Raw genomic sequence first — 19,533 nt, forward strand, 5'->3', positions numbered from 1 at the left:
GCGGAACACACGGCTTAAACGGTTCAGTACAGTAGGACCGGTAATGAGCCGGTCGGGAGAGTTCTGTCCACGCTGCGGTGACGAAATACCGGAGGGCACTGACGAGCGCCCGGAGCTTGCGGGTGCTGGCGGCCAGCGCAACTCCGAGCATGTCCTCTGTGACGCCTGCTACTTCGAGGAGTTCGACCTGGTGGACGCACCCGACACCATCCAGGTACGGGTCTGTTCGCGGTGTGGCGCGGTCCACAAGGGGAACCGCTGGGTCGACATCGGCGCGGAGGACTACACGGACATCGCCGTCGAGCAGGTCAGCGAGGCGTTGGGTATCCACGTCGACGCCCAGTCGGTCGCCTGGCAGGTCGCCCCCGAACAGCTCGACAAGAACAACATCCGGATGCATGCGGAGTTCTCCGGCGTCATCCGCGGGACGCCGGTCACCGAGGAGGTCACCGTCCCCGTCCGGATTTCGCGGCAGACGTGCAAGCGCTGCGGGAAGATCGCCGGCGGGTCCTTCGCCAGCATCGTACAGGTGCGAGCCGACGGCCGCGATCCGACCGACGACGAGCGCGAGCGCGCCGAGGAGATCGCGGAGGAGTACATCGCCGCTCGTGAGGAAACGGGCGACCGCAACGCATTCATTACCGAGACCAAGTCCGTCGACGACGGGCTGGACATGAAAATCTCGACGAACCAGATGGGGCTGGGCATCGCCAAGCGCATCACCGCCCAGCTCGGCGGCTCCTACTCCGACTCACGACGCCTCATCTCCGAGGACGAGGACGGGCAGGAGCTGTACCGGATGACCTACGCCGTCCGCCTGCCCCGTTACCGCCAGGGCGAGGTGATCGATCCGGAGGACGGCGACGGGCCGGTGCTGGTCCGTTCGGTCCAGGGGAACCTCAAGGGCGTCCGTCTGGCGACCGGCGAGGACTACGAAGCCAGTTTCGAGGACGGCGAGACCCCCGACGCCCGGCGGCTGGGGTTCCGCGAGGACGCCCAGACGACGACTCTCGTCGCCGTCGAGGACGCCAATGCCGTTCAGGTGCTTGATCCCGAGACCTTCGAAAGCAAGACCGTCCCGCGACCGGACTACCTCGACACCGACACCGACGAGGTGCCGGTACTGAAGAGCCACGCCGGGTTGCACGTTCTCCCAGCCGAGGGAGACGACACAGAGACCGATGAGTGATGAACCGGAGGCGGCGGACGACCAGCAGTTAGCCGTCGTCGTCGCCAAACCCCGTTCGCAGGTCGCAATCGAATCCCTGCGAGCCGAGGGTGTCTACGACGATACCAGAAGCGTCACCGAGTGGACCGCAGACAGCGTCGCCATCCCGGTTACCGCCCCGCCACAAGATACACAGTTCCGGGAAGTCGTCCGGCAGGTCGGCGAACGCCGCCTCCGAACGCTCGATGATCACCTCCGGGAGCGCGGCTGGACCGACGCGGAAATCGATGCCGCCCCGAGTTCCTGGGCCGTCCTCGGCTCCGTCGTGCTGGTCGACATCGGCGACAGCCCCCGACCCGCGGAAGTCGGCGAGGCGCTGCTGGCGCTCCACGGCGAGGCCGGAACGGTGCTGGCCCGCCACGGCATCTCCGGCGAGCACCGCGAACCCAGCGTCGAAGTCATCGCCGGCGACGGCGACACAGAGACGGTCCACACGGAACACGGCACGCGCTACGCGATGGACCTCGCGGAGGTGATGTTCTCCCCCGGCAACAAAGCCGAGCGGGCGCAGATGGGTGACACTGTTGACCCTGATGAGCGCGTCCTGGACATGTTCGCCGGCATCGGCTACTTTACCCTCCCGATGGCCCGCGCCGGCGCGCACGTCACCGCCGTTGAACGCAACCCAGCGTCGTTTCGCTTCCTGGTCGAGAACGTCATGCTGAACGACGTGGACGAGCGCGTACACCCGTACCGGGCCGATTGTCGGGAAGTCGTACCGGGCTTTGCCAGCGAGGGTCGCGCCGACCGAGTAGTGATGGGCTACTACGAGGCACACGAGTACCTCGACAGCGCGCTTGACGCACTCGCGCCCGGCGGCGTCCTCCACATGCACGAAGCGACACCGGACGCGCTCGTGTTTGACCGCCCAATCGAGCGACTGGAGGCGGCCGCTGCCGAAGCCGACCGGGGTGTAGAAGTGCTAGACACTCGGCGCGTCAAGGAGTACAGCGAGGGTGTCGCCCACGTCGTCGTGGACGCTTGGGTGCAGTAGGGCGTCTTTAGCCAAGCAGTCCAGGATAGAGAGGAAGTAACACACGACGAACAAACGGTCGTAACGCCTAATTAGCCGAGTGGCCAAGAGGACGCCATGGATAGACAGCAGATAGTCGCCGTCATTCTCGTCGGCCTGATGGTCGGGTCCTCAGTGGTCTACGGGTTAGCCTTCGCCTTCTTCTAGTCCCACACGTCCGAAAGCGGGTGATTTCCGTTCCCGGACCGCGACCGCGAGCGGTCGTGCCGGCGTTTCGTACCCGAACTGAGCGCCGAAAGCGCCTGATCCGGCGCGAACCGGGGCAAGTCGGGCTGGGAGAGGCGGTCGACCTGGGCACGGAACCAGTCGGGCATATCGTGTTCGGCGCGGTCAAACAGATCAAGCAGCGACGAGTCCGCAAGGTAGGTCGCGCCGTAGTCATCGGGCGCGCGGACGACGCGGCCACAGGCCTGGATGACCGTCCGCAGTGCAGTCCGGTAGTACCATCCCCACTGGTCGTCTTCGAGCCGTCGGGCGACGCGGGAGTCGCGAGTGTTGGGGTAGGGAGCCTTGCACAGCACCTGCCAGCGACAGAGGTCGCCTTCGAGGTCGAGAGCCTCCTCCATCTTCACCGAAAGGAACACGTCGGGGTTGTCGCTGCGCTTCCAGGCGGACAGCGCACCGTCTCGACCTTCTTTGTCGTGGGTACGGACGCGAGCGCCGACGCCGAAGTCGTCAAGCAACTCCTTCAGTTGCTCCTGAATGGCATACGAGTGGCAGTGAATCAGTCCCTTCTCGTCCGTGTGCCGGGCCATGATACGCACGATAGTGCGAGCGATGTCCGGTAGCGTGTCGTCGCGGTGCTCGTAGGTCATTTTCCCCTGAGCGACGTCGTACAGCGGCCGGTTCTCGACGGGGAACGTGTGGCCGACTTCCACGAGTGCGACGTTGCTGGGGTCGAGGCCGACGTTAGCACAGAACGCTTCCTTGTTGAGAATGGTCGCCGACAACAGGGCGAAGCGGTTACCGCGGTCCCAGACGGTGTGTTTGAGGTAGCGCTCGGGATTCATCGGCTTGATCGTCACCGGTGCGTGCTCGCCGTCGGCCTGGTCGACGACCCAGGTGGTCGCGCTCTCGGTGTCGGTGTAGTCCTCGCGGAACCACCCGAGGTCCTGCCGGAGCGTGTTCAGGGAGTCCCGCTCGGCCACCTCCTCGCCGGTGAGTTCCGCCTTCTGTCGTAGTTCCTTCACCCGGCGCTCGGCGAGGTGTTCGACGCGCTCGGTGAAGGCGACGGCCTCGTCCAGTCCGTCGATGTCCGGGACGTCGATATCGTTCCACATCGGTATCGACTGCGGCGAGAGGTCGATAGTGGCGTACATCTCCGCCCACTCGCCCAGGCCGTGGGCCTCGTCGATGACGACCACGTCGCGCTTGCCGAACACATCGCTGCCGGCGGTCTGCATGAAATACGCCAGCGTCATCGCAGCGATGCGCCGGTTCGAGGCGATGGCACGGTCCGAGAAGTACGGACAGCGGTGTTTGACCTGACAGTCGAATTTCCGTTCGCGCACGCACGGGGCCTGATTCACCGGTGTGTCAGTCTCACCAGGGAGGATGCAGTCGTAGTTGTTCTTGCCGCGGATGACACAGAGATCCTCAAGTAGAGCGTCCTCAGCCACGTCGTCCAGTTGCGAGACCTGTGGCGTGGTGTAGTAGGCGTCGATGACCTGCTCGGCGGCGGCCTCGCCGGCGGTTCGGGCACACCCGGCGATTGCCCGGGCGAGTAGCGACTTGCCGCTGCCGGTCGGCGCACGAACGAGGACCACGTCCTTACCACGCTCGAAGGCCGCACGGATGTCAGCCAGAGCCTGCTTCTGGTTGCCCCGGTAGGATGGGGCCGGAAACTCGTCGGTAATCCGTGCGGGGTACACGCGAGAAAGCAACGGACGAGGCGGCCTAAACCTTTCCTGTCGTCGGATGTGCGTCAACAGCTATCCGTGACGATGGAGTGGGTCGTGTTCACAGGCACACGGTCGTGGTACTTCTACTCTCGGAATGCTTATACATATACCCCCTGTACGTATATTTGCAATGGCAAACGGTAAGGTTGATTTCTTCAACGACACAGGCGGTTACGGTTTCATCTCGACTGAGGACGCGGACGATGACGTTTTCTTCCACATGGAAGACGTTGGCGGCCCTGACCTCGAAGAAGGCGAGGAGATCGAATTCGACATCGAACAGGCCGACAAGGGCCCCCGCGCGACGAACGTCGTCCGCAACTAAGGCAGATTTCCGGTCGCCTCCGGGCGACCACATCTGACACTTGTTCTTATCCGACGCTCACTCGACGAGCAACGCGTATAGCACGGCACAGAGCCCTACGACGGTCACGAGACCCCTGACGAGTAATACGCCCCCATCTCCGGCACCCGCCCAGTCAGCGACAGTGACGGCGGCGTAGACGCCGGCAGTCAGCGACGCGATACCGACGGCGAGCCACCGCATTTTCGGCGCGTCGTTGCGCCGGTAGCCGCGGTAGGCCAGTGACGCGACGAACAGTCCGACGGCGGCCGTTAGGGCTCGCGAGAGTTCCGCGACGAGATCCGGCGCGAGCAAGTCGAGGACCACCGTCACGACGACTCACCGCCGTAGACCGTCCAGAGAATCGTTCCGAGTCCGAACAGTTCGCAGGCGCTCACGAGAACTGAGCGCCCGACGGCACCGACAGCAGTGGCCGTGGGGAGCACGATACGGAGGGTTTCCGGGACAGTCGTGAGTAGGAGAAGCCCGACAGCGAGGGTCAGCATGCCGGTCCGGCCGGGGCCGCGACGGTAGCCACGAATCAAGACGATGGCGATGGCGGTCGAGAGTGCAACTGTGACGAGCGAGAGCACGATAACGGCCAAGGCGATCCCCGGGTCGGTCCAGCCCGTGCGTATCTGCAGTAGTGTCGCGAGCATCTCAGGACAGCCCCTCAAACAGATCGGTGAATCGGTCCGCCGGGTCCTGCGAGGATCGCGTGACGGCGATGTCGTATGTCCCGTCGACGAACGTGACTGTCACGTCCTCGACGGTCGCGACGTAGCGCTTGTAGTGGTGGCCGTCGGGGTCGACAGCCTGCCGCTCGGCGACAAGGTCAGCGGCTTCCAGTCGGTCAAGGCGGCGGTATGCCGTCGGATCAGACATCTCGCAGGCCGTACAGAGTTCAGAGACAGACATCGGTCCAGTGGTGAGTTCAGCGATGATGGCCCGCGCATACTCGTCTTCGAGTAGCGCGAGCAGTTCGTCGTCGCCGACCGCGTCCATAGTCGCTCCAGCGAGCGGAGTATAATAAAAAGTCTCACCGGCTTCCACCCCGGAAGCGGTGCCCGCGGTGATACGTCGGCTCCGGCCGGCCGTCCATGTGTGTCACCGAACCCACCGGAGCAAAGGGACAGCCAGGCGACCACGAGCGTGGTCGCGCGGGCTGCCTCGGGACTCCGCTGGCCGGTCTGGAACAGTGCAGACAGGAGGGTCAGAGCGCCGCTGCGCGCAGTGCTTCCGGCGGTGTTGTCGTTTCTGACCCTTGCGGCGCTACAGCCTGTCGTTCGATCACGGTTCACACATCCGGTCCGAGAACCGATCGAAGCGGCCGGTATCGGGGCGATTCTCGTCGCCACTGTGTTCGTCAGTGCTCGTCTCCTCGACCGCCGCTCCGTCGGCGAGTACGGGCTGTCGCTCGACCGCCGCTGGTGGCGATCGTTCGCCGTCGGCGGCGCGATAGCGACCGTCATCAACGCCGGCGCGCTCGCCGTCGCTGTCGGTGCGGGCTGGGCCACGGTTGTCGGGGTCGCGGAGGGGGCCGGCGACCTCCCGTTCCTCCCGGCGATGGTCGTCGTCTTCGCCTACATCGCCCTCGCAGCGGCTTGGGAAGAGGTCGTCTTCCGCGGCGCGATGCTGAAGAACCTCGCCGAGGGGGCGGATGGACTGATTCCGCAGTGGGCGGCGGTTGGGCTCGCGGTGCTCCTAAGTGCGCTCGTCTTCGCCTTCCTGCACGGCGGGAAGATTGATCACCCGAGCCAGTACGGCTACTACCTACTCGCCGGACTCGTCTTGAGCGGTGCGTACGTACTCACCGGTGACCTCGCGCTCCCGATCGGCTTTCACGTCTGGTACAACTTTACCCAAAGCGCGGTGTTCGGTCTCGGTCACTCACAGCAGACCCCCGAACTGCTCGCCGTCGAAATCGTCGGCCCACCTCGATGGGTCGGCGAGGAAGGGGTCGTCTTCACTGTCTTTGCTGTCATCGGGGGGCTTCTGATATTGGCATACGTTCGCTGGCGCGACGGGCGGTTGGGGCTTGACAAACGTGTGAGCCGGTGGACGCCGGTATCCGAACGGGATACCTGAGAATATCAGGACGGATCGCCGAGCGCGGCCACGTCGGCTGCCGTCACTTCCTGATCGTCGGGCAACTGGTCGATGCAGTCATAGCAGAGGAAATGCTCCGTGTCGTCGCCGAGTTCGAGGACGATGCCCTCGGTCGGTCTGGACTCCTGCGACCAGATGTTAGCGATGCCGCCGGCTATCGAAACGTTCGTATCGCACCCGTCGCAGGCTCTGGAGGCCATTACCCGATATTTATACGCTGTATACACTTCAAGGTAGCTGGCCCCTTCGAACAGGTCAGCGTGATTAACTCTCGACATACTTTTGTCGTCCGGTGGGCACCATCCAGATAATGCAAATACTGGTCACAGGGGGTGCCGGGTTCATCGGCGGTCACCTGGCACAGCGGTTCGCCGCCGACAGCCACGATGTCGTCGTGCTCGACAACCGCGACCCGTTCTACGATCTGGATATCAAGCATCATAACGTCGAAGCGGGACGGGAGGCCGCCCGGAACAGCGACGGAAGCTACGAGTTCGTCGAGGGCGACGTGCGTGACGCAGAGCTGGTGACGGACCTCGTCGCCGACGCCGACTACGTCTACCATCAGGCTGCCCAAGCCGGCGTCCGCCCGAGCGTCAAGAACCCCCGCAAGTACGACGAGGTCAACGTCGACGGCACGCTGAACCTCCTCGACGCCTGCCGTGACGAGGGCATCGAACGGTTCGTGATGGCTTCCTCTTCCTCTGTCTACGGGAAGCCACAGTACCTGCCCTACGACGAGCAACATCCCACGACGCCCGTTTCGCCCTACGGTGCGTCGAAACTCGCCGCCGAGCGGTACGCCTGCGCTTACAGCGAGGTGTACGACCTCCCTACCGTAGCTCTTCGCTATTTCACCGTGTACGGCCCCCGGATGCGCCCGAACATGGCCATCTCGAACTTCGTCTCACGGTGTCACAACGGCGAGCCGCCGGTCATCTACGGCGACGGGACGCAGACGCGTGATTTCACCTACATCGAGGACGTCATCGACGCGAACATGACGCTGCTGCACGAGGACGCTGCCGACGGGCAGGCGATCAACATCGGGTCGACGGACAACATCGAGATCAAGACGCTCGCGACGGAGATCCGCGACCAGATCGACCCGGACCTCGATCTAGTCTACGAGGAACGCCACGACGCCGACGCCGAACACACCCACGCCGCGACCGACCGGGCCGAGGAACTGCTCGGCTACGACCCGGACCACACTATCCGGGAGGGTGTCTCGAAGTTCATCGACTGGTACCGCGACAACCGCGACTGGTACGAGCCGCTCGTTCGACAGTCCTGAGAGGCGACACGAACAGACCACGGTTTTAACCTCGTCCCGTCCTGCAGGAAGGGTATGCACGTGCTCGTGACCGGTGCGACGGGGTTTGTCGGGAGCCATCTCGTCCCGGCGCTCCTCGCGGCTGGTCACAGCGTCCGCGCGCTCGTTCGCGACCCGAGCGGGTACGACTCACCCGACGGCGTCGACGTGGTGACAGGTGACCTACTCGATGCCGGCAGTTTCGACGCCGGTCTCGACGGCGTCGACATCGCGTACTATCTGGTCCATTCGATGCGTGCCGGAAGCGACTACGCCGAGCGGGACCGGCGGGCGGCGCGGAACTTCCGTCGAGCCGCTGACGAGGCCGGTGTCGACCGGGTCGTCTACCTCGGCGGCCTCGGCGAGGACGACGAGACGCTGTCGGAACACCTCCGGTCGCGCCGTGAGGTCGAATTCATTCTCCGGGACGGCGAATACGACCTGACGACGTTCCGGGCGGCTATCATCATCGGCGCGGGCTCGGCGAGCTTCCGGATGATACGCGAGCTAACGACGCGACTGCCCGTGATGCTGACACCGCGCTGGGTGCGGACAGACTGTCATCCGATCGCTATCGACGATGTCATTTCGTATCTGGTCGATGTGCTCGATAAGCCGGAAACGGCCGGCGAAACCTACGAGATCGGCGGGCCGGAAGTACTGACATACGCCGAGATCCTGAAGCGGACGGGGCGACTCATGGGGACCGGTGAGCCGGCAATCGTGCCGATACCGGTGTTGACGCCGAAGCTGTCGGCGTACTGGGTCGCCCTCATGACCGACGTGCCATCGAGCGTCGCCCGGCCGCTCATTCACGGCCTGAAGACGCCAGTGGTCGCAGACACCGAGGCGGCTCAGACAGAGTTCACCGTTGACCCGACATCGTTCGCAGATGCGGTCAGGCTGGCCCTTAGCGAGCCACGGAGCCGAGACGCGGCACGGGCGGCCGCAGCTACAGGTGGTGCAGGCAGATGAGCGGTGACAGCGCCCGACCGGAGTACGGCGAGACGTGGGTGTACGAGAGCATCATCGGTGCGCTGCCGGGGATTCGGCTCCCAACATGGGCGGCGATGGCGATTCAGCTCCTCGTTTTTGAGGTCGCAATCGTCGCTCTGTCATGGTACTACGAGGTCTGGAGCGCCGCAATCGCCGGGACGGTCGTCGTGTTCGTCGCGACCATCGGAAGCGCGGAGATGCTCCGCATCAGCACACTCATCCGCCGTATCGACGTGCCACCGACCTACCGTGCGCTGCTGTTCGCCTCGAACGTCGAAGTCGTGTTGTCCGTCCTCGCGTATATCGCCCTGCTCACCCATCTGTTCGTGTTCGACCCGCAGGTCCGTTCGATGCCGCTGTTAAACCAGCTATTCGGGTCGGAGCCGCCGGTACTGGTCGTATACCTGACGCTGCTCATACTCTGGGACGTGAGTTACCGCATCGGGACGGGTTGGTGGGCCAGCGTTACGGGCCTGTGGCGGTCGGCTCGCTACCGGTTCGATCCCGAGACAGCGCGGGTGTTCATGCGGGCCGACCTAGAGATATGGGGCTTTGGCGTCCTCCAGCTCGTGCTCGTCCCGTTCGTGCTCAATCAGCCGGTACTGCTCGCGGCGCTTGTCGGCCATGTGATAGCCGTGACTGCCGTGACAGCCGTCTCTGTCGGACTATTGCGCTACCGGTCGAGAACGACCGCAGTCAGTCGGAGTTAATCTGCTTGAACTGGTCGAGCAGCTCTTCTGTCGACTCGTCACCGTCGTAGTCGACGCTCCCGTGGTATGTACTCCGGTCGTCGTCTTCCGACAGTTCGACCTCGCTGTTCTTGCGCTCACGGCGTTCGTGTTCGTCGTCGTCGTACGCTCCCATCGACATAGGTTACCACGGTGAAACTTGGCTGGTAGTGACTATCAATGTAACGGTGGTCACAGAAACCGTACCACACGGGCAACAGAGCAGGCGAACGGTCCAAAAGAGGGTGTTTCGACAGGGCGGAACGCCCAAGACCACTGACCATCTACACAACGCTGTGGCTGGTCCCTTACGTCTGCGACAGTCGAACGAACGATGGAGCGAAAAGCGGGTCCGGAACGACCTGCTGACACCGCTGCAGAACACCTTCGGTGCGACGATGAACGGTCCGTGGTTCGCTCCGACGGAGGGCTGGGCCGCCCGCCGACTGGAGATGGACAACGGCGACCTGGCGCTGTTTTGCTGGAACGGCCAGCGGGCGTACTGGGTCGGAAATACGGAGACACCGCAGACGCTGTGGCGGACAGAGAAGTACACGTTCGACGAGGTCCCCGACGAGATTAGCGAGTGGGTCCAGCGCGAACTGTTCGCTCAGTTAGAGGTGGAGGATCCCTGGCTCACCGAGTACGAGACGCTGGCGCACTTTTTCTTGCCCGTGTTTCTCTCGAAGGACGGCCGGGAGTCGACACGGACGTTCTTCCGGGACCACGCCGGCGGCTTCCCAGATGCTGACCGGGCGGACGGACTGGCGTTCTACGACGACTTCCTGGCGACCGGTGCACTGGACGACTATCGCTACACGATGGCGAGCAAACTCGGGACCAGCGAGGGATTTGACCTGTCGCGGATGCGGGCGACGATGGGCGAGTTCAACGTCGCCAAACTGCTCGTCGACGCGGGCAACGACATCAGGCCCGAGGTCGAACTGGACTCCGGCCACTCAGTCGATTTCCGGGTCGAAGACACGCTCGTTGAGGTCACTCGCCCCCGGCCGCCGTCCCGACGGCAGGTCGACACTGCCATCGGTGCGGTGAAGGCGTCCGGCGACGCGAAGACACGCGACCAGCTAGCAGCCCACCCCGGTGCGGTCCTCGTGGTTGACTGCAGCTCCTTCCCGGACGACGACTGGCGGCGGGTCTACGGCGAACAGCCGGACGTTGGGTACTCGCCGACCATCGTGTTCCGTGCTCGACCGGACGGCAGCATGGAAGGGTACGCCTACGGCTCGGTTCCCTTCCCGCTACCGTTTTAATACAGCAAGTCACGTTATCTTCCTCGAAATTCGGGGCGTAACATATAACGCGCCGGACCGGCAAGGCTGAGGGAGATAGCCGTGGTGGACGATACAGAGCAACCGAAGACCAGCGGTTCGGGGCAGTCGGTCTCGGAGGTGATGGACCGGCTCGAATCGCTCCGGTCCGAGGAGGAGGACCGCGCCGAGAGCGCCACCGCCGGCGTCCTGCTGGACCAGCTGCAGGAGGTCGAAGAGCGGCTGCTAGCCTTCGGCGAAGCACTGGGCGGCACCGCCGACACCGTGACAGACCTCCCGTTTACTGAGGAAGCCGGGCTGGACCACATGCCCGAGCCACTGTACGTCCGCCACGACACCGAGATGCTGAATCAGGTCACGTCGTGGCTCCTGCAGGACCAGCACATCGGGTTAGTGAGTCCCTACGGCACCGGAAAGACGGCCTTCCGTGAAATTGTCCTGCGTGACCTCTCGAAACACGAGGGTTTTGTCATCACACATCTTGACAACCCCCGTGAGACAACGCCCCGGAAACTGTACCAGACGGTGCTGACAGCCGCCTACGCCGCGGGCTACTCCATCGACCAGCGCAACTACTCGCAGGTCCGCGACGGGATTCCGTGGGCGACTGCAGAGGCGAAAGACGCCGTCCACGAGATCGTCCGTCGTGTGCGCGAGGACGGGAAAACGCTCCTGTTGGTTGTCGACGAGATCGAGGTGCTCGAGGCGGACCTGCTGTCGCCGCTGCAGGTGGCCGGCGACGCCGGCGTTCGGCTGTTCCTCACCGGGACACCGGAGGGGAAACGGCGGGTGGCGGAAATCCGGGGAACGCTCGACTCCCGACTACGGTACTACGAGGGTATCGACCCGTTCTCGCCGGACGACGTAGCCGAGTACGCCGCCCGCTCGCTGGCGTACTTCCGAGACGAGCCGTACGAGGGGCAGGCCCCGGATCTGTTCACCCGGGCCGCAATCGAAGATATCCACGAGCGGACCGATGGCAATCCCCGGGAAGTCCGCATCGAGTGTCGCGAACTGTTCACAAGGGCGGCGTTCGTCTGGTACCGGACAGGGCAGGACATCTCTCGCATCCAGATTACGCCGGAGTTGCGCCACCGGCGGTTCGGAATGGGCCGCTGAGCGTTCCTGAATGGGTATATAAACCTCCCACGTTAGGTAGTATCACACCGTCGAGTGTGGCATGCAGTAAGGCGATATGGCGGCCGTGACCACAGCTTTTATATAGAATCACATTCAATCATCGTTTGACTATGGCTCAACAGCAGATGGGCAACCAGCCCATGATTGTACTTTCCGAGGAGTCCCAGCGGACATCCGGAAAGGACGCGCAGTCGATGAACATCACGGCCGGGACGGCCGTCGCCGAGGCCGTTCGGACGACACTGGGTCCGAAGGGCATGGACAAGATGCTCGTCGACAACTCGGGCTCGGTCGTCGTCACAAACGACGGCGTCACCATCCTCGACGAGATGGACATCGAGCACCCCGCCGCCAACATGATCGTCGAGGTCGCCCAGACCCAGGAAGACGAAGTGGGCGACGGCACGACCACGGCGGTTGTCATGGCCGGCGAACTCCTCTCGAAGGCCGAGGAACTCCTCGACCAGGACATCCACGCTAGCATCCTGGCCCAGGGGTACCGCCAGGCCGCCGAGAAGGCCAAGGAAATCCTCGAAGACAACGCTATCGACGTCGACGCCGACGACACGGAGACCCTCGAAAAGGTCGCCGCGACCGCGATGACCGGTAAGGGCGCGGAGTCCTCCAAGGACGTCCTCGCCGAGCTTGTCGTCCGCGCCGCACAGTCCGTCGTCGACGACGACGGCAGCGTTGACACCGACAACATCCAGATCGAAACCGTCGTTGGCGGCGCAACCGACGAGTCCGAACTCGTCGAGGGCGTCATCGTCGACAAGGAGCGCGTCCACGACAACATGCCGTTCGCCGTCGAGGACGCCGACGTTGCCCTGCTGGACACGGCCATCGAGGTTCCGGAAACGGAGCTCGACACCGAAGTCAACGTCACCGACCCCGACCAGCTCCAGCAGTTCCTCGACCAAGAAGAGGAACAGCTCAAGGAGATGGTCGACAAGCTCAAAGAAGCCGGTGCTGACGTCGTCTTCTGCCAGAAGGGCATCGACGACATGGCCCAGCACTACCTCGCCCAAGAAGGTATTCTCGCTGTTCGCCGCGCGAAGAAGTCCGACATCGAGGCCCTTTCGCGCTCGACCGGCGCGCGCATCATCTCGAACATCGACGACATCGAAGCCGATGACCTCGGCTTCGCCGGCTCCGTTGCCCAGAAGGACATCGCTGGCGACGAGCGCATCTTCGTCGAGGACGTCGAGGACGCCCGTGCTGTCACGATGATTCTCCGCGGCGGCACCGAACACGTCGTCGACGAAGTCGAGCGCGCCATCGAGGACTCGCTCGGCGTCGTCGCCGCCACGCTGGAGGACGGCAAGGTCCTGCCCGGCGGCGGTGCCCCCGAGACGCAGCTCGCACTCGGCCTGCGCGACCACGCCGACTCCGTTGGTGGCCGCGAACAGCTCGCCGTCGAAGCGTTCGCCGACGCCATCGACGTCATCCCGCGCACCCTCGCCGAGAACGCCGGTCTCGACCCGATCGACTCGCTGGTCGACCTCCGCAGCAAGCACGACGGTGGCGCAGTCACCTCCGGGCTTGATGCCTACACTGGCGAGGTCGTCGACATGGAAGAGGACGGCGTCGTTGAGCCCCTCCGTGTCAAGACCCAGGCCGTCGAAAGCGCAACCGAAGCAGCCGTCATGATCCTCCGCATCGATGACGTCATCGCTGCTGGCGACCTCAAGGGTGGCCAGGGCGACGACGACGAGGACGAAGGCGGACCTGGCGGCCCAGGCGGCGCGCCCGGCGGAATGGGCGGCGGCATGGGCGGCATGGGCGGCGGTATGGGCGGCATGATGTAAAACCACTTTTTGCACTTCACTCGCGCCGCTTCGCGGCGCTCGTTCAGGCAAAAACGTGGGGAAAATCGCTGCTCGTTCCTGTCGCGCCGCTTCGCGGCGCGGTAGTCACTCGTTGCGATTGAACCGGCGCGCTTCGCGCGCCGGATGCTTGCCCACTCGTCGATTCGAGCGACAATCACCGCGGTTCTATATTTTCTATCCTCAGACCGGGCAGTGATGACGCTGCGTCGGTTTTCAAACGGTATCGCAAAATTCACTTTTCGGAAGCAGTCGCCACGGTCAAACCAACGTACACCTTTGAATCGGTATGGATCTGACACGGACCGAACGGCGGTTGCTGTGGACCGGAACGGCGTTGGCGGGCGTGCTTCATCTACTCGTTCCGGGGCTGTTACTGTCGCTGGCGCGGCTGGGCTATCGCTGGGCACTGTCGGTGGAGTTTACGCCACAGGAGGGGTCCCGTCGCCGGGTCAGGCTGCTTGGCGTTGGGAACCTCGTTGTTGCGGCGGTACTGAGACGGCTACTCGACTGAAACGGCAGCTACTGCACGGCTGACTCGACGTATGCGACGGCCTCGGCGGGCGTATCAACATGTTCGATAGCGTCGCCGACCGGGCTGTCGAGGCGGTGGGTTCCGAGCCCGGCGACCGGCCGGTCTATGTCGAGGGCGTGGCCGAGTTCCGAGAGCGTCCCGGTGCCGCCGTCGATAGCGATGACGGCCGCGCCGTTCATCACGACGAGGACGTTGCGAGCGTTTCCGAGTCCCGTCGCAATGGCGGTCTGGACGTAATCGTTTGCGGCGGCCCGGCGCTCACCAGGGAGGATACCGACAGTGTGGCCCCCGGCCTCGCTCGCACCCCGGCAGACCGCCTCCATCACGCCGGTGAGGCCGCCACAGACGATATCGTGGCCATGCTCACCGAGTCGCCGCCCGACCTCCCGTGCCTGCTGGTACTGTTCGTCGGTAACTGTCGAGCCACCGATGACCGAAACGCGCATAGCTACTCGTGGAGCGGGAAACAGAAAAACAGCGCCGGATTACAGCTGGTCGAGCCAGTCCTGCGCGCGGGACTCGGTAGTCTTGGCGATGTCGGCCAGTTCGGCCGCATCGTAGTCGGCCAGGTCCGCAACGCTGTGGATGCCGGCGTCGTGCAGACGGTCGGCGTATGTCGGGCCGATACCAGAGACGCTATCGACATCGGCAGGTCCGTCGGTCGCGTCGTCTTCGTTCTCAGTAGCGTCGGCATCGACATCGTCGGTCGCGTCGACGTCGATCTCGGTGGGCTCCGACTGGTCTACCGCGTCGTCTGCAGCCGCTTCGGGGGATTCGACCTCGATGTCGACTTCCTCGCCCCCCGTGCTGCGCTCCGAGTACCACTCGGCGACCTCGGGCCAGAGGTCGGCGTGAGTCGACGACGAGACGGAGAGCCCGATGTGTCCCGTCGAGAACTCGATTGTTCGCGTGTCGTCGCTCGCGATGACATCGTTGAACGGCTTGGAGGCCTCCGGCGGGATGAGGTGGTCGTACTCACCCATGAGCTGGAGGACGGGCATGTCGATGTTGTCCAGGTCGACGTGCTTGCCGTCGAGTTCCAGTTCGTTCCGGTAGAGCTTGTTGTCCTGATACACGTCTTCGAGGAACTGAACGTAGGCCTCGCCGGCCACGTCGATACCATCGCCGAGCCACTTCTCCATCCGGCCGAAGTTCTCGACGAAGCCTTCGTTCTCCATGTTCTCCGAGAACCGGATGTACTTCGTGACGTAGTTCTCGACGGGGTCCATCAGCGCGAAGCCAATGTCAAGCATATCGGAGGGGACGTTGCCGAACGTGTCGACGACATCCTGCGGGGAGTAGTATTCCTCGGAGCCCCACTCTTCGAGGACGCCGCCAGTGTGGTCGAAGCACAGCCCGGCGGCCATCAGGCCCAGCGTGTTGACTTTCTCCTTGTGGAGTGCGGTGTACATTACCGACATCGTTCCGCCCATACAGTAGCCGAGGATGTTGATCGCGTCCTGCCCGGAGCGCTCGCGGACCACGTCGACGCAGTTGTCCATATAGCGGTTGACGTAGTCGTCGAGGGCGAGATGCTGGTCGAGCCGCGAGGGCTCGTTCCAGTCGATGAGGTACACGTCGTGGCCCGCCTCGAGCAGGCGTCGGACGACCGACCGCTCCTCTTGCAGGTCGAGGATGTACGGCCGGTTGATGAGCGCGTAGACGATGAGGATCGGCACGTTCTCCTTCTCCTCTTCGGGTACCTCGATGCCGGCAGCCTCGGCGTCGTAATGGAGGAGTTCGAGCTTGTTCTCCTCGTACACGACGTTACTCGGCGTCTGGCCGACTTCGACGGACTCCAGCAGTTCCAGTCGCTCGTCGGCGATCTGACTGGTCTCGGCAGCGTCGGTCATGTTCTCCAGCGTCTTTCGCTGCCAGTTGAGCGCAGCCTCGAACGGATTGAAGGGATTGCTTGACATGATTACTCTTCTAAGTGTTCGAGGACGCGGTCGAGCTTCTGTTCGACCGCGTGCTGGCGGCGCTCAAGTTCGATGAGTCGCTCGCCGATCTCGTCGACATCGTCCCGTGTCGGGAAGCCGAGCTGTTCCAGCGTGTCTTGGCTCAGGTCGTCTGCTTCCTGTTGCATCTCCATCATCGACTCGACGAGCTGGCCGTTCGCGGCCGCGAAGGCCGAGGTGCCCATAACGTGTTTGAACGCCTCGTTGGCGGACTGCAGCCAGATGTCACGGAACTCGGCGGGGTCGACATCTTCGCCCCGAGCGGCGTCGGTCGAACGCTCGACCATCTGCTCGGCGGCGTCCATCCACTCCTCGTAGGCGCGGTTGTAACCGTCCATCCCGTCGGCAAGGTCCTCCTGCTCCGGGATCGTATCCTCGACGGCGTCGGCCCACGACTCCACGAAGGCTGCCTGGGCCTTCATGTTCTGCTCCATCGAGTCAGCGACCGCGTTGTTCATCTCCTCAACCATCTCCGTCCATTCCTCCTGAATGTCGTTTGTGTTACTCATAATAGTACCTCGGCGGCGGGCGCACAAAAAAACCGACTGTCGTTCTTACGCTTCGACGTCGACAGCGTCGGCAGCTTCGGCCTGCACTTCCTCGACCTGCTCCTGAATCTCCTCGACCTGCTCCTGCACTTCTTCGAGCTGCTCGCCGAACTGCTCGGCGGCCTCGACGGACTGCGCTTCGAGTTCCTCGTGGGCCTCGACGAGCATGTCGACCTGATCGTTGACGGCTGCGACGTACTCATCGGTCATCTCGTCGTAGGTGTCGACGCCCTCTTCGAGCTCCGTTTCCATGTTGTCGAACAGTTCTGCGTGGTTCTCAAGCAGGAAGTCGAACTGCTCGTCGACGGTCTCGCGGATCTGCTCGACTGTTTCGGTCATGCCGGGCATCGTCGACGCCATCGCGTCGAGGTAGCTGTGGAACGCGGTCTGCTGGAGCTCGACACCGCGGCGCTGTGCCGATTCCTGTGTGTCGAGGCTGTCGATGACCGCGTTGTTGACGTTCTGCTGGAAGGAAACGCTCTGTTCGAGCGCCTTCTGGCTCTGCTCGATCGTCGCACGCTGCATCTCGAACGCTGTCGTGACGGGGGTTGTGTAGTCTACCATTGTTGGGTTACTCGCTGTTGTTGTTAGTGACCGGGAGGACGACGGCTTGAACGATATCGCCTTCGTCGATGCCCAGCGCCTCTCGCTCCGCATCGGGGATGCTGATCCGACCCCCGCTCTGCACGCGGGTCTTGAACGTCGCCATCTGGCTCATGGCACCGAGTTGATTCATATCGAAACTCGGCATGCCACCGCTGGCGAACATCTGTTTCATCAGCTGCTGTTGCTGTTCCATCGCATTCTCGCTCGCCTGTTGCATCCCCTTGAACATCGGAGGCCACATCAGGCCATCATCCTCGTCGGCCATCGGTCAACTACATGTACTCTCCTCAACAATATAAAACTTCCGTTGAAGCCCATTGAATACCATTGAATGGTAGAGGATGGTATTAGCGGTTCAGGAGCGTCGAGGGGCGTGCTACGCCCTGTAGCATCGATAACTGTAACCCCAAATACGCGTCTGACGCCCGTTAGACGGTGTTTACCGACAGCTGAGGCGAAACCAACACCAAGGTTTAATACTCCGACCAATAAACTACCAGAACAGATGAGTTCTGAATCGCCACGGAACCCGCTGTTAGACACATGGACTGAAACATCGTCACATATGTTCAACAGCGTCGTCGCAGCTAACCGGGCAGCGTTCGCCGCGTTCGGCGTCCAGCAGGAGGACGAAGACGGCGTAACGCCCGCAGACCGTATCGAACCGGACGAAGACCTTCCCGAATGGCACGTCTCGATCTCCGAAGACCACCCGGGCCGCCTCGGCGTCGGCGACCACGTCGATTTCACGAAGACAATCTCGGAAAACGACGTGCGACAGTTCGCTGCCGCGAGCGGCGACACGAACCCGCTTCACCTGGACGACGAGTTCGCGGAGCAGACACGCTTCCGCGGCCGTATCGCCCACGGAACGCTCGTCGGGAGCCTCATCAGCGCGGCGCTGGCACGGCTGCCGGGGCTGACTATCTATCTCTCACAGGATCTGGAGTTCCACAACCCGGTCCGTATCGGCGACCGGCTCACTGCCGAATGTGAAATCGTCGAGGACCTCGGGGACGAACAGTACCGGCTGACCACGCGCGTCCTCGCTGACGACGAAGTCGTCATCGACGGCGAAGCGGTCGTCCTCATCGACGACCTGCCAGAGTAGTCAGCAGAACGCTCGCACCGCTCGGTTGAAACGATCGGGGTGTTCCCGCGGCGGACAGTGCCCGCAGTTCTCGAAGATTTTCAGCGTGCTGTCAGTGACTGTCCCAGCAGCCTGCTCGGACCATCGACGGGGGAGCAGTGGGTCGACAGCCCCGTGAATCAGCATCGTCGGAACGTCTAGTTCTGCTAACCGGTCGGAGTAGTCCGTCCGGAAGCCAGACCACCGGAACTCGCTGCGCTGCCAGCGCCGCATCGCCCGGACGGTCTGTCGGTCGACAGCGCTATCGACATCCTCGACCAGTTGCTGGGGCGGCTCACCGGGACCCATGCTTCGGAGGCTGTTCCGGATAGCTGATTGGGACGACCCCACGCCCTGCCAGAGCATATTGCCGAGTATCGGCGTCTGCAAGACACTGCTGGCCGCCGTTCGCCAGTAGGCGTCAGCCCCCAGCCCGTAGCTGTCGACTAACACCAGCCGTTCGACGGGGCCGCCGTCAAGCGCGTGGCCGAGCGCAACTGCGCCGCCCATCGAGAGACCAGCTAACGCGGGTTCTTCAATGCCGAGCGCATCGATGAACTCGGACAGCGTCTCGAGATAGTATTCGGTCGTGTACGTGCGATCCGGCTTGTCGCTGTCGCCGTGGCCCGGCAGATCGAGCGCATACACCGTTCGCTCCGGTGCGAGTGCGGGCAGTGCGTGTCGCCAAGAAACGGTCGCGGCGTCCAGCCCGATACCGTGGAGAAACACCATCGGCGGCCCCTCGCCACCGGTCCGGTAGTGAATGTCAACGTCCTCGCCGTCGACGGACAGCTCGACGCGTTCGGACGAAATCCCTGTAGTCATCGGCACTCGTTCGGGACCGAGCGC

The 19,533-nt window shown here is 63.5% G+C and carries 24 protein-coding genes; 12 read left to right on the forward strand and 12 right to left on the reverse strand.

Annotated elements, in window-relative coordinates; genetic code table 11:
* Positions 1-43: 43 nt before the first annotated feature.
* Together C443_RS11720 and C443_RS11725 are read left to right on the forward strand one after the other, a co-directional pair.
* Entirely contained in the window at positions 44-1,189 is a 1,146-nt protein-coding gene (locus tag C443_RS11720; RefSeq protein ID WP_005536566.1) for a 60S ribosomal export protein NMD3, read from the forward strand.
* Complete coding sequence (locus C443_RS11725) at positions 1,182-2,222, forward strand: class I SAM-dependent methyltransferase (protein ID WP_005536568.1); 1,041 nt, start codon at positions 1,182-1,184, stop codon at positions 2,220-2,222. The genes C443_RS11720 and C443_RS11725 overlap by 8 nt, the downstream gene beginning before the upstream one ends.
* Before the next feature lie 182 nt (positions 2,223-2,404).
* Here C443_RS11725 and C443_RS11730 read toward each other — a convergent pair whose 3' ends face one another.
* Positions 2,405-4,132 carry an ATP-dependent DNA helicase gene (locus C443_RS11730; protein ID WP_005536570.1) on the reverse strand — a complete coding sequence of 576 codons (1,728 nt, stop codon included), beginning with the start codon at positions 4,130-4,132 and terminating at the stop codon, positions 2,405-2,407.
* 160 nt (positions 4,133-4,292) lie between these two features.
* Between C443_RS11730 and C443_RS11735 the strand changes: the two genes are divergently transcribed.
* Positions 4,293-4,487, forward strand: coding sequence for a cold-shock protein (locus C443_RS11735; protein ID WP_004516469.1), 195 nt, complete (start codon positions 4,293-4,295; stop codon positions 4,485-4,487).
* A 57-nt stretch (positions 4,488-4,544) separates the two neighbouring features.
* On the opposite strand, the gene C443_RS11740 is transcribed toward C443_RS11735, so the two are convergent.
* The 3 genes from C443_RS11740 to C443_RS11750 are packed head-to-tail and all read right to left on the reverse strand — an operon-like array spanning position 4,545 to position 5,510.
* On the reverse strand, positions 4,545-4,838 hold the full coding sequence (locus tag C443_RS11740; RefSeq protein ID WP_005536575.1) for a DUF7521 family protein: 294 nt from the start codon (positions 4,836-4,838) through the stop codon (positions 4,545-4,547).
* On the reverse strand, positions 4,835-5,164 hold the full coding sequence (locus C443_RS11745; RefSeq protein ID WP_005536577.1) for a hypothetical protein: 330 nt from the start codon (positions 5,162-5,164) through the stop codon (positions 4,835-4,837). Before C443_RS11745 ends, C443_RS11740 begins: the two co-directional genes overlap by 4 nt.
* A gap of 1 nt (position 5,165) precedes the next feature.
* Entirely contained in the window at positions 5,166-5,510 is a 345-nt protein-coding gene (locus C443_RS11750; RefSeq protein WP_005536579.1) for an ArsR/SmtB family transcription factor, read from the reverse strand.
* 99 nt (positions 5,511-5,609) lie between these two features.
* Here C443_RS11750 and C443_RS11755 point away from each other — a divergent pair, with 99 nt between their 5' ends.
* Positions 5,610-6,593: a CPBP family intramembrane glutamic endopeptidase gene (locus C443_RS11755; RefSeq protein ID WP_049944031.1), complete on the forward strand. Its 984-nt coding sequence runs from the start codon at positions 5,610-5,612 to the stop codon at positions 6,591-6,593.
* Between the two features lie 5 nt (positions 6,594-6,598).
* Here C443_RS11755 and C443_RS11760 read toward each other — a convergent pair whose 3' ends face one another.
* On the reverse strand, positions 6,599-6,814 hold the full coding sequence (locus C443_RS11760) for a DUF7561 family protein (protein ID WP_005536582.1): 216 nt from the start codon (positions 6,812-6,814) through the stop codon (positions 6,599-6,601).
* Positions 6,815-6,924: 110 nt separating this feature from the next.
* Between C443_RS11760 and C443_RS11765 the strand changes: the two genes are divergently transcribed.
* Genes C443_RS11765 through C443_RS11775 form a run of 3 tightly spaced genes read left to right on the forward strand, consistent with a single transcriptional unit; the run spans position 6,925 to position 9,635 of the window.
* The gene (locus C443_RS11765; RefSeq protein ID WP_005536583.1) at positions 6,925-7,911 is read left to right on the forward strand and encodes an NAD-dependent epimerase/dehydratase family protein; all 987 of its coding nucleotides are present in this window, start codon (positions 6,925-6,927) and stop codon (positions 7,909-7,911) included.
* A 54-nt stretch (positions 7,912-7,965) separates the two neighbouring features.
* Positions 7,966-8,904: an NAD(P)H-binding protein gene (locus C443_RS11770; RefSeq protein ID WP_005536585.1), complete on the forward strand. Its 939-nt coding sequence runs from the start codon at positions 7,966-7,968 to the stop codon at positions 8,902-8,904.
* On the forward strand, positions 8,901-9,635 hold the full coding sequence (locus C443_RS11775) for a DUF7530 family protein (RefSeq protein ID WP_005536586.1): 735 nt from the start codon (positions 8,901-8,903) through the stop codon (positions 9,633-9,635). Before C443_RS11770 ends, C443_RS11775 begins: the two co-directional genes overlap by 4 nt.
* On the opposite strand, the gene C443_RS21720 is transcribed toward C443_RS11775, so the two are convergent.
* On the reverse strand, positions 9,622-9,795 hold the full coding sequence (locus C443_RS21720) for a DUF5786 family protein (protein WP_004960301.1): 174 nt from the start codon (positions 9,793-9,795) through the stop codon (positions 9,622-9,624). The two genes, C443_RS11775 and C443_RS21720, sit on opposite strands and share 14 nt — an antisense overlap.
* A gap of 154 nt (positions 9,796-9,949) precedes the next feature.
* On the opposite strand from C443_RS21720, the gene C443_RS11780 reads away from it, so the two are divergent.
* The 4 genes from C443_RS11780 to C443_RS11795 all read left to right on the forward strand — a co-directional run bounded on the left by C443_RS11780 (position 9,950) and on the right by C443_RS11795 (position 14,422).
* Positions 9,950-10,924, forward strand: coding sequence for a DUF5784 family protein (locus tag C443_RS11780; protein WP_005536587.1), 975 nt, complete (start codon positions 9,950-9,952; stop codon positions 10,922-10,924).
* A gap of 141 nt (positions 10,925-11,065) precedes the next feature.
* On the forward strand, positions 11,066-12,061 hold the full coding sequence (locus C443_RS11785) for an AAA family ATPase (RefSeq protein ID WP_049944038.1): 996 nt from the start codon (positions 11,066-11,068) through the stop codon (positions 12,059-12,061).
* Between the two features lie 146 nt (positions 12,062-12,207).
* Positions 12,208-13,890 (forward strand): thermosome subunit alpha, encoded by a 1,683-nt coding sequence (thsA, locus tag C443_RS11790; RefSeq protein ID WP_005536589.1) that lies wholly within the window; start codon positions 12,208-12,210, stop codon positions 13,888-13,890.
* A 307-nt stretch (positions 13,891-14,197) separates the two neighbouring features.
* Positions 14,198-14,422, forward strand: coding sequence for a hypothetical protein (locus tag C443_RS11795; protein ID WP_005536590.1), 225 nt, complete (start codon positions 14,198-14,200; stop codon positions 14,420-14,422).
* 8 nt (positions 14,423-14,430) lie between these two features.
* Here C443_RS11795 and C443_RS11800 read toward each other — a convergent pair whose 3' ends face one another.
* The 5 genes from C443_RS11800 to C443_RS11820 are packed head-to-tail and all read right to left on the reverse strand — an operon-like array spanning position 14,431 to position 17,820.
* Positions 14,431-14,889: a TIGR00725 family protein gene (locus tag C443_RS11800; RefSeq protein WP_005536591.1), complete on the reverse strand. Its 459-nt coding sequence runs from the start codon at positions 14,887-14,889 to the stop codon at positions 14,431-14,433.
* Positions 14,890-14,928: 39 nt separating this feature from the next.
* Positions 14,929-16,362: a poly(3-hydroxyalkanoate) polymerase subunit PhaC gene (phaC, locus tag C443_RS11805; RefSeq protein ID WP_005536592.1), complete on the reverse strand. Its 1,434-nt coding sequence runs from the start codon at positions 16,360-16,362 to the stop codon at positions 14,929-14,931.
* Between the two features lie 2 nt (positions 16,363-16,364).
* A complete protein-coding gene (locus C443_RS11810) occupies positions 16,365-16,910 on the reverse strand; it encodes a poly(R)-hydroxyalkanoic acid synthase subunit PhaE (protein WP_005536593.1) in 546 nt (181 codons plus the stop codon).
* A gap of 45 nt (positions 16,911-16,955) precedes the next feature.
* Positions 16,956-17,513: a hypothetical protein gene (locus C443_RS11815; protein WP_005536594.1), complete on the reverse strand. Its 558-nt coding sequence runs from the start codon at positions 17,511-17,513 to the stop codon at positions 16,956-16,958.
* A gap of 7 nt (positions 17,514-17,520) precedes the next feature.
* Positions 17,521-17,820 (reverse strand): AbrB/MazE/SpoVT family DNA-binding domain-containing protein, encoded by a 300-nt coding sequence (locus C443_RS11820; protein WP_004960320.1) that lies wholly within the window; start codon positions 17,818-17,820, stop codon positions 17,521-17,523.
* Positions 17,821-18,120: 300 nt separating this feature from the next.
* On the opposite strand from C443_RS11820, the gene C443_RS11825 reads away from it, so the two are divergent.
* Positions 18,121-18,666 carry a MaoC family dehydratase gene (locus C443_RS11825; protein WP_005536595.1) on the forward strand — a complete coding sequence of 182 codons (546 nt, stop codon included), beginning with the start codon at positions 18,121-18,123 and terminating at the stop codon, positions 18,664-18,666.
* Here the strand turns inward: C443_RS11825 and C443_RS11830 are convergent, their stop codons facing one another.
* Positions 18,667-19,509 (reverse strand): alpha/beta fold hydrolase, encoded by an 843-nt coding sequence (locus C443_RS11830; RefSeq protein WP_005536597.1) that lies wholly within the window; start codon positions 19,507-19,509, stop codon positions 18,667-18,669. It lies immediately after the preceding gene.
* Positions 19,510-19,533 lie beyond the last annotated feature (24 nt).

This window comes from Haloarcula argentinensis DSM 12282, from assembly GCA_000336895.1.
GTDB lineage: Archaea > Halobacteriota > Halobacteria > Halobacteriales > Haloarculaceae > Haloarcula > Haloarcula argentinensis.